The following is a 7,218-nucleotide window of genomic DNA, read 5'->3' as shown; positions in this document are numbered from 1 at the left end:
CAGCGCGGCCTCGCCCCATGGCGCCACGGCGCCGCGGCCCGCCGCCTCCACGACCACATCCACGTCGAGCCCGTCAAGTTCCTCGGGCCGCGCGATGAGACGCGCGCCGTCAGGCAGATCATCCCTTGCCTGTGCCGTATCGCGCACCGCAACGGCGACGATCTCGATACGGTCCTCATCGCGGGCGCGCAGGAGCTCTGCCACGCGCCGGCCGATCGCACCCCATCCCACGAGGCACAGGCGCATTCTGCGCGGCTTTCCTTCAGATCCCGACATAGGCGCGCACCCGGTCCGCATCCCGCTCTATGTCCGCCGCGGTCCCGGACCATACCGTCCTGCCCTTTTCGAGCACGTAATGACGATCTGCGATCCGCTTGAGGATCGCAAGGTTCTTGTCGATGAGCAGGATCGACTGGCCCGTCTCCTTCAACGCCTCGATGCAGTGCCAGATCTCGCGGCGGATGACTGGCGCCAGCCCCTCCGTCGCCTCGTCCAGGATCAGAAGCCGCGGATTGGTCATCAGCGCCCGGCCGATGGCCAGCATCTGCTGCTCGCCGCCCGAAAGGGTTGACGCCCCTTGCTGTGCCCTTTCGCGCAGGCGCGGGAAAAGCGCATAGATGCGTTCGAGGGTCCACGGCTCCGCCCGCTTGAGCCGGTTGGCGGCGGTGGCAACGAGGTTCTCGCGCACCGACAGCGTGGGGAAGACCTGCCGCCCCTCCGGCACGAGACCGACGCCGAGCCGGGCGATCGCTTCCGGCGCCGCGCCGCCGATCGGCCGGTCGGCGAAGGTCAAGGTCCCGCCGTCCGGCTTCAGAAGGCCCATGATGCACTTCACCGTGGTGGTCTTGCCCATGCCGTTGCGCCCGAGCAGCGTCACCACCTCGCCATCGGCAATCTCGAGTCCGACATCGAAGAGCACCTGACCCGACCCGTAGGCCGCCTGCAGACCCCTGACGCTCAGCACAATTCGTCTCCTTCGCCCAGATAGGCGGCGCGGACTTCCGGGTTGTTGCGGATCTCTTCCGGGTTGCCCGTGGCGATGATGCGGCCATAGACGAGCACCGAGATGCGGTCCGCCAGGGCGAACACCGCATCCATGTCGTGCTCGACGAGCAGGATGCTCGTTCTGCCCTTGAGGCCGCCCAGGACCTCGATCATCTGCCGGCTTTCCACATGGCCGAGCCCCGCCATCGGTTCGTCGAGCAGCAGAAGGCGCGGCTTCGTCGAAAGAGCGACGACGAGCTCGAGCTGCTTGCGCTCGCCATGAGAGAGGTTCGCCACCGGAACCTTCGCCCGGCTCGCCAGCCCGGCTTCGCTCAGAAGGTCGACCGAGCGGTCGACCAGGCCTGCGTCACGATGCACATTGCGGAAAAAACGGAAGCTGTGCCCCTCGCTCACCTGCAGCGCGACGAGAACGTTCTCGAGCACCGTGTAGTCGGGCAGAAGGCAGGTCACCTGAAAAGACCGCGCCAGTCCCCGTGAGACGCGCGCATGGGTGGGAAGGCCGTTGATCGGCCGGCCCTTTAGCGCGATCTCCCCGGCATCCGGGCGCAACTCGCCGAAAAGCTGGGCGATCAGCGTCGTCTTGCCGGCACCGTTGGGACCGATCAGGGCGTGGATCTCGCCGGGCTCGACGGTGAGGTCCACCATGTCGGTCGCCACGAGGCCGCCGAAACGCTTGCTAAGGCCGCGGACTTCAAGCACGGGACCGGTCATGGCCGCCCTCCCCCGAGCCGGCGGACAAGCGCATCCACGCCGCCTTGCGTGTAGAGCACCACGAAAAGCAGCACGAGGCCGACGCCGAGCTGCCAGTGTTCCGTCCAGGAGGCGAGCATCGATTCCAGCACCAGGAACACCGCCGCGCCGATCACCGGACCGAACAGCGTGCCGACGCCGCCAAGGATGACCATGATCATCAGCTCGCCCGATTTAGTCCAGTGCAGCATGTCCGGGCTGGCATAGCGCAGGAAGTTCGCCATCAGCGCCCCGGCAAGCCCCGCGCCCATGCCCGAGATGACGAACGCGGCGAGTTTATAGCGGTAGACGGGCAGGCCGATCGCCGCCATCCGCCGCTCGCTCTGGCGCAGGCCGACAAGCACGTTGCCGAAACGCGAATTGACGAGCCGCCACAGGAGGAGAAAGAACCCGGCGGCGATGGTAAGGCACACATAATACATGGTCGGCCGGTCGCGCAGGTTCAGCCCCAGCGCTTCGTTGGCGCGGCGAATGATCAGCCCGTCGTCGCCGCCATAGGCCTTCAGCGAGACAAAGAGGAAGAAGAGCATCTGCGCGAAGGCGAGCGTGATCATGATGAACTGCACGCCGCTGGTGCGCAACGAGAGGGCGCCGATCAGCCCCGCCACAAGCCCGCCGACAAGTATGGCCGCCGGGACCGTCACGAGGAACTGGTCCGTGCCGGGGATGAAGCCGAGAAACGGCGTGCCGTCCATGTAGTGCTGGTAGAGGATTCCCACGACATAGCCGCCGATGCCGAAGAACGCGGCGTGCCCGAAGCTGACCATGCCGCCATAGCCCAGCACCAGGTTGAGGCTCGCCGCGGCGATGCCGTAGATGATGATGCGCGTGGCCAGCGACGTCATGGCCGGGTGGCCGGCGGCTTCGGCGATCAGGGGCAGTGCGAGGAGGAGCACGACCGCGACCGCCGCGAGCATTCGCACTGTTCTCGATGTTCTCATGGAGGTTTTCACCGGGGCCTCAGCTCTGTTGGATGAAGAGCCCTTTGGGCCGGAAGAGAAGGACGATCGCCATGAGCAGATAGATGCCCATGGATGAGATGCCGGCACCCAGCGCGTCGGCCTCGGGCCCCTGCATGATCTGCCGCAGGAAGGCGGGCATATAGGAGCGCAGAAGCGTGTCGATGACGCCGATGATGAGGCTTGCGAAGAAGGCGCCGCGGATCGACCCCACGCCGCCGACGACGACCACGACGAAGGTGGTGATCAGGATCTGCTCGCCCATGCCGATCTGGACGGCCTGGATCGGCCCCGTGACGAACCCCGCCAGTCCGGCAAGAAGCGCCCCGAGCCCGAAGACCAGCGTGTAGAGCAGGCGCACATCCACGCCCAGTGCGCGGACCATGTCGCGATTGGTGGAACCGGCCCTGACCAGCATGCCGATCCGCGTGCGGTTGATCAGCAGGTAGAGCCCGAAGGCAACGGATAGACCGAGCCCGATGATCGCCAGACGATAGACGGGATAGACGAGCCCCGGCAGAAGCTCCACCGAACCGTTCAGGAACGCTGGCGTGGGGATGAAGAGCGGCTGCCGGCCGAAGATCATGGTCACAAGCTGATTGGCGATCAGGATCAGGGCGAAGGTGGCCAGCACCTGGTCGAGATGGTCGCGCTGGTAAAGGCGGCGCACGACGAGGAACTCGATGGCCATGCCGGCGAGCGCAGCCACGGCAAGCGCGGCGGGGACGCCCAGGAGGAACGATCCCGTCTCCGCGACCAGATAGGTCCCCGCATAGGCGCCGATCATGTAGATCGAGCCATGGGCCAGATTGATGATTCCCATGATGCCGAAGATGAGCGTCAGCCCGGCCGCCATGAGAAAGAGCATCAGGCCGAACTGCAGGCCGTTCAGCAATTGCTCGAGGAACAATGTCATCGCTTACCGCCGATACCGAAAGCGCGGAATCCGGGCTGGGCGGCGAACCGCCCTGCCCGGAGGCCCGCTACATCTTGCATTCGGCGGCGTAGCTGTCGCCGTGGTCCGTAAGCACGGTCCCGGTCGTCTTCAGCGTCGGCGTGCCATCCTCGCCCTCGACCACCTCGAGCGAATACCAGTCCTGGACCGGGTGCTGGTTCGGGCCGAACTCGAAATCACCGCGGACCGACTCGAAATCCGCCTTGCGCAACGCCTCACGGAAAGCATCCGGATCCTCGAGACCGCCGGTCTGCTTCAAGGCTGAGGCGATCAGGCGGGCGGTGTCGTAGCCCTGGCTGGCGTAATAGGTGAGCGGCCGGTCATAGGCCTCCTGCCAGGCTGCGACGAATTCGCGGTTGGCTTCGTTGTCGAAGTCCGTGTTCCAGTGGCTCGACACCTTCAGCCCCAGGGCCGCCTCGCCCACCGCCGCGAGCGTCACCCCGTCCATCGAAGGCTCTGCCACGACCATGGGGATCGTGTCCATCAGGCCGGCCTGCTGGTACTGGCGCAGGAACGCGATACCGAGGCCGCCGGGATGGAACTGGAACACGACCTCCGGCGCCGCATCGCGGATCTGCGCCATCTCGGCGGCGAAGTCGGTCTGTTCGAGCTGGGTATAGATCTCGCCGACGATCTCACCCTCGAAAAAGCGCTTGAAGCCGGCGATCGCGTCCTGGCCGGCCTGGTAGTTCGGCGCCAGCACGAAGGCCGTCTTGTGGCCAAGATCGTTGGCATACTGGCCCGCGCTCTCGTGCAGGCTGTCGTTCTGCCAGGAGACGACGAAGTAGTTCTCGTGGCAGCCCCGCCCCGCGAGGTTCGACGGGGCGGCGTTCGGGCTGATGTAGAAGGCGCCGTTGTCGACGATCTCCGGCACGGTCGCCCCCGCGACATTCGAGAAGACGATGCCGGTGAACAGCTCGATGCCCTCGTTGCTCATCATCCGTTCGGCGATCTGGCGGCCGCTTCCCGGATTCAGGCTGTCATCTTCCACGAGAAGCTCGACATCGGCCCCGCCGAGCTTGCCGCCTTCCATGTCGATGGCAAGCTGAAACGCGTCGCGGATGTCCTGCCCCAGATAGCCGGCCGGGCCGGACAGGGTCGTGATCATGCCGATCTTCAGCGGTTCGGCATTCACCGCCGTCGCCAGCAGCGCCAGGGCGCCGGCACTCAGAAACGATTTGAAACGCATGTTCCCCATTCCTCTTCTTCTTGGCGGCAGCTTTGCTGCCGGAAACCCGGCCGGTCAACCGGTCGTTAAAGCTTTACCCAACCCTCCGGCGGCTCCTTGCCGGGATGAACGCTGCCGCAGTTCGGGCAGGTGCGCGCCTTCTCATCGGCGTAGAAGGCTTGGTAAATGGGCGGGAGGTCGCGCACAATGCTTTTGAGCGAGACCTCGACCCGCTTCACCAGTGCCTGGCAGTCGAAGCAGTACCACTCGAAGGCGTCAAGCTGGTCGGGCTGGCGCTTCGGCTCGATGACGAGGCCGACGGAGCCTTCCTGCGGGCGCTGCGGCGAGTGGCGCACATGCGGCGGAAGCAGGAAGATGTCGCCCTCACGGATCGGCACGTCATAGAAATCGCCGTTGTCGACGACCTTGAGCAGCATATCTCCCTTGAGCTGATAGAAGAACTCCTCCACCGGGTCGTCGTGATAGTCGGTGCGCTTGTTCGGCCCGCCGACCACCGTCACCATCATGTCGGCGTCTTCCCAGATCTGCTGATTGCCCACCGGCGGCTTCAACAGATGCTTGTGTTCGTCGATCCACTTGGAAAAATTGAAGGCTGCGAGTCTCCTGCCGTCAGTCATCGTGGTCCTCCATCGGCTGCGTGATGCCCTCGGCCAAGCCGGTCACAGGCTGAGGCCGCATGTTTCGAAGGCGGCACGGGTCGCCCTCTTCTCCTCCTCGGTCAAAGGCAGGAGCGGCGGCCGCACCGCGCCCCCCACCTGCCCGAGGAGATCCTGCCAGTACTTCTGGTGCGCCTGGGGCTTTTCGGCCGGACGCGTCGAGCGCAAAGCGTGACGCACCGGCTCCAGGCTGTCGCGCACGGCGCGCGCCTTCCCGGCTTCGCCGGCGAACGCCAGGTCGGTGTATTCACGCATGCGCAGATCGTTTTTCGTCTGCAGGAGGTAGGGAGGCGAGGAGCACAGATAGAGCTGCCATCCAAGCTCCAGGATGTTGTCCAGCCACTCCTCCTCCGACGCGGTGCTGACGAGAATGCGGTCGCCGGCAAGCCGCGTCAGCTCGGCATACATTTCGCGCGGCACGCTGTACTTGATCGCCACGACGTTCTCGATATCGGCGAGACGATTGCACAATTCGGGGCTCATCAGATAGCCGCTGTCGGGATGGCTCCAGAGCGCGATACCAATGTCCACCTTTTCGGCGATCGTACGGTAGTAGCTGTAAAGCGTCTCGTCGTGCGCCTTGAAGAAGTGCAGGACCGGCGCGTGCACGACGATATAATCCGCGCCCACCTTCTGCGCGTGGCGGGCGAGTTCGAGGACCACATCCATGTTCTGGTCCGAGCAGGACATGATGGTGGCCGCCCGCCCGGCGCACGCCTCCACCGCGATTTCGAAGCTGCGCTTGCGCTCCTCGACCGACATGGAGAAGAACTCGCCCTGCTTGCCGGCGATGAAGAAGCCATCGATCCTCAGATCCTCGATCCAATGGTCGATGTTGCGGCGAAATCCGTCCTCGTCGACGGCGAGATCGTCGGTGAACGGTGTCAGGGCGGCCGCCCAGATCCCCTTCATGTGCTGCCGCGCGTAGGCCTTGGCGCCTTTCTTGCTGTACTTCATCCTCTATCCCCCGGACGGGGCGCTTCGCCTTGTTGGAGAACACGCCATATCTTTTCGCTGGTCAGCGGCATCTGCAGGTCGCACGGGCGGAAAGGCGCAAGCGCGTCGCGTACGGCGTTGTAAAGCGCCGCCGGTACGCCGATGCAGCCGGCCTCGCCCACACCCTTTGCGCCCAGCGGATTGGTACGCGCCGGTGTCTCCAGCTTGTCGATCTCGATCGATGCCGGCATGTCGCCGGCCCGCGGCAGCGCATAATCCATGAAAGAGCCGGTCAGAAGCTGCCCGTCGCCGTCATAGACGATGCGCTCCATCAGCGCCTCGCCAAGTCCCTGCGCCAGGCCGCCGACGAGTTGTCCGTGCACCATCAGCGGATTGACGACCACGCCCGCGTCGTCCACCCAGAAGAACTTCTCGATCTTCGGCGTTCCGGTTTCGCGGTCGATCCCCACCACGGCGAGACATATGCCGCTGCTCCAGGCCTCGCCATCGGCGTGGTAGACGACCGATTCCGTCAGCGCGGCTTCTTCGATACCGCCCGAGGGGGCGGAAAGCGCATGGCGTGCGACATCCGCCCACGAAAGGGTCACAGAGGTGTCTTTCGAGGTGATCGCTCCTTCCCCGAAACGTAGCGCTTCCTCGGCGCAGCCGATCAGCCCGGCGGCGACCTCCGCCACCTGGCGGCGCAATGCCTGACAGGCGCGCAGCATGGCGCTGCCGCCGATGGCGGTGCTGCGGCTGGCCAGCGCG

8 protein-coding genes and 1 pseudogene are annotated in these 7,218 nt (G+C 65.3%); all 9 read right to left on the bottom strand.

Annotation, left to right across the window (positions count from 1 at the left end):
- Positions 1-246 (bottom strand): annotated as a pseudogene (locus ACFP9U_RS22640) (aspartate dehydrogenase); the annotation flags it as partial.
- Between the two features lie 16 nt (positions 247-262).
- Positions 263-964 (bottom strand): ABC transporter ATP-binding protein, encoded by a 702-nt coding sequence (locus tag ACFP9U_RS22635; protein ID WP_378624932.1) that lies wholly within the window; start codon positions 962-964, stop codon positions 263-265.
- Positions 958-1,716, bottom strand: a complete 759-nt coding sequence (locus ACFP9U_RS22630) for an ABC transporter ATP-binding protein (RefSeq protein WP_378624930.1) — start codon at positions 1,714-1,716, stop codon at positions 958-960. The genes ACFP9U_RS22635 and ACFP9U_RS22630 overlap by 7 nt, the downstream gene beginning before the upstream one ends.
- A complete protein-coding gene (locus ACFP9U_RS22625) occupies positions 1,713-2,696 on the bottom strand; it encodes a branched-chain amino acid ABC transporter permease (protein WP_378624929.1) in 984 nt (327 codons plus the stop codon). Before ACFP9U_RS22625 ends, ACFP9U_RS22630 begins: the two co-directional genes overlap by 4 nt.
- Positions 2,697-2,715: 19 nt before the next feature.
- Positions 2,716-3,630, bottom strand: coding sequence for a branched-chain amino acid ABC transporter permease (locus tag ACFP9U_RS22620; protein ID WP_378624928.1), 915 nt, complete (start codon positions 3,628-3,630; stop codon positions 2,716-2,718).
- Positions 3,631-3,697: 67 nt separating this feature from the next.
- Positions 3,698-4,858: an ABC transporter substrate-binding protein gene (locus tag ACFP9U_RS22615; RefSeq protein WP_378624926.1), complete on the bottom strand. Its 1,161-nt coding sequence runs from the start codon at positions 4,856-4,858 to the stop codon at positions 3,698-3,700.
- 65 nt (positions 4,859-4,923) lie between these two features.
- Positions 4,924-5,475 carry a 3-hydroxyanthranilate 3,4-dioxygenase gene (locus tag ACFP9U_RS22610; protein WP_378624925.1) on the bottom strand — a complete coding sequence of 184 codons (552 nt, stop codon included), beginning with the start codon at positions 5,473-5,475 and terminating at the stop codon, positions 4,924-4,926.
- A 42-nt stretch (positions 5,476-5,517) separates the two neighbouring features.
- A complete protein-coding gene (locus tag ACFP9U_RS22605) occupies positions 5,518-6,471 on the bottom strand; it encodes a dihydrodipicolinate synthase family protein (protein WP_378624923.1) in 954 nt (317 codons plus the stop codon).
- The coding region (locus tag ACFP9U_RS22600; RefSeq protein ID WP_378624922.1) for a xanthine dehydrogenase family protein molybdopterin-binding subunit at positions 6,468-7,218 on the bottom strand (751 nt) is incomplete at its 5' end. The genes ACFP9U_RS22600 and ACFP9U_RS22605, both read right to left, overlap by 4 nt.

The organism is Nitratireductor sp. GCM10026969, assembly GCF_042660605.1.
Lineage (GTDB): Bacteria > Pseudomonadota > Alphaproteobacteria > Rhizobiales > Rhizobiaceae > Chelativorans.
Note: the sequence above shows the minus strand (reverse complement) of the source record. Positions and strands in the feature narration are given on the sequence as shown.

Bases quoted from the DNA above. Each gene is read 5' to 3' on its own strand.
- ACFP9U_RS22615 (WP_378624926.1), bottom strand. From the start codon at position 4,858: ATGCGTTTCAAATCGTTTCTGAGTGCCGGCGCCCTGGCGCTGCTGGCG.
- ACFP9U_RS22610 (WP_378624925.1), bottom strand. From the start codon at position 5,475: ATGACTGACGGCAGGAGACTCGCAGCCTTCAATTTTTCCAAGTGGATC.
- ACFP9U_RS22605 (WP_378624923.1), bottom strand. From the start codon at position 6,471: ATGAAGTACAGCAAGAAAGGCGCCAAGGCCTACGCGCGGCAGCACATG.
- ACFP9U_RS22625 (WP_378624929.1), bottom strand. From the start codon at position 2,696: ATGAGAACATCGAGAACAGTGCGAATGCTCGCGGCGGTCGCGGTCGTG.
- ACFP9U_RS22630 (WP_378624930.1), bottom strand. From the start codon at position 1,716: ATGACCGGTCCCGTGCTTGAAGTCCGCGGCCTTAGCAAGCGTTTCGGC.
- ACFP9U_RS22620 (WP_378624928.1), bottom strand. From the start codon at position 3,630: ATGACATTGTTCCTCGAGCAATTGCTGAACGGCCTGCAGTTCGGCCTG.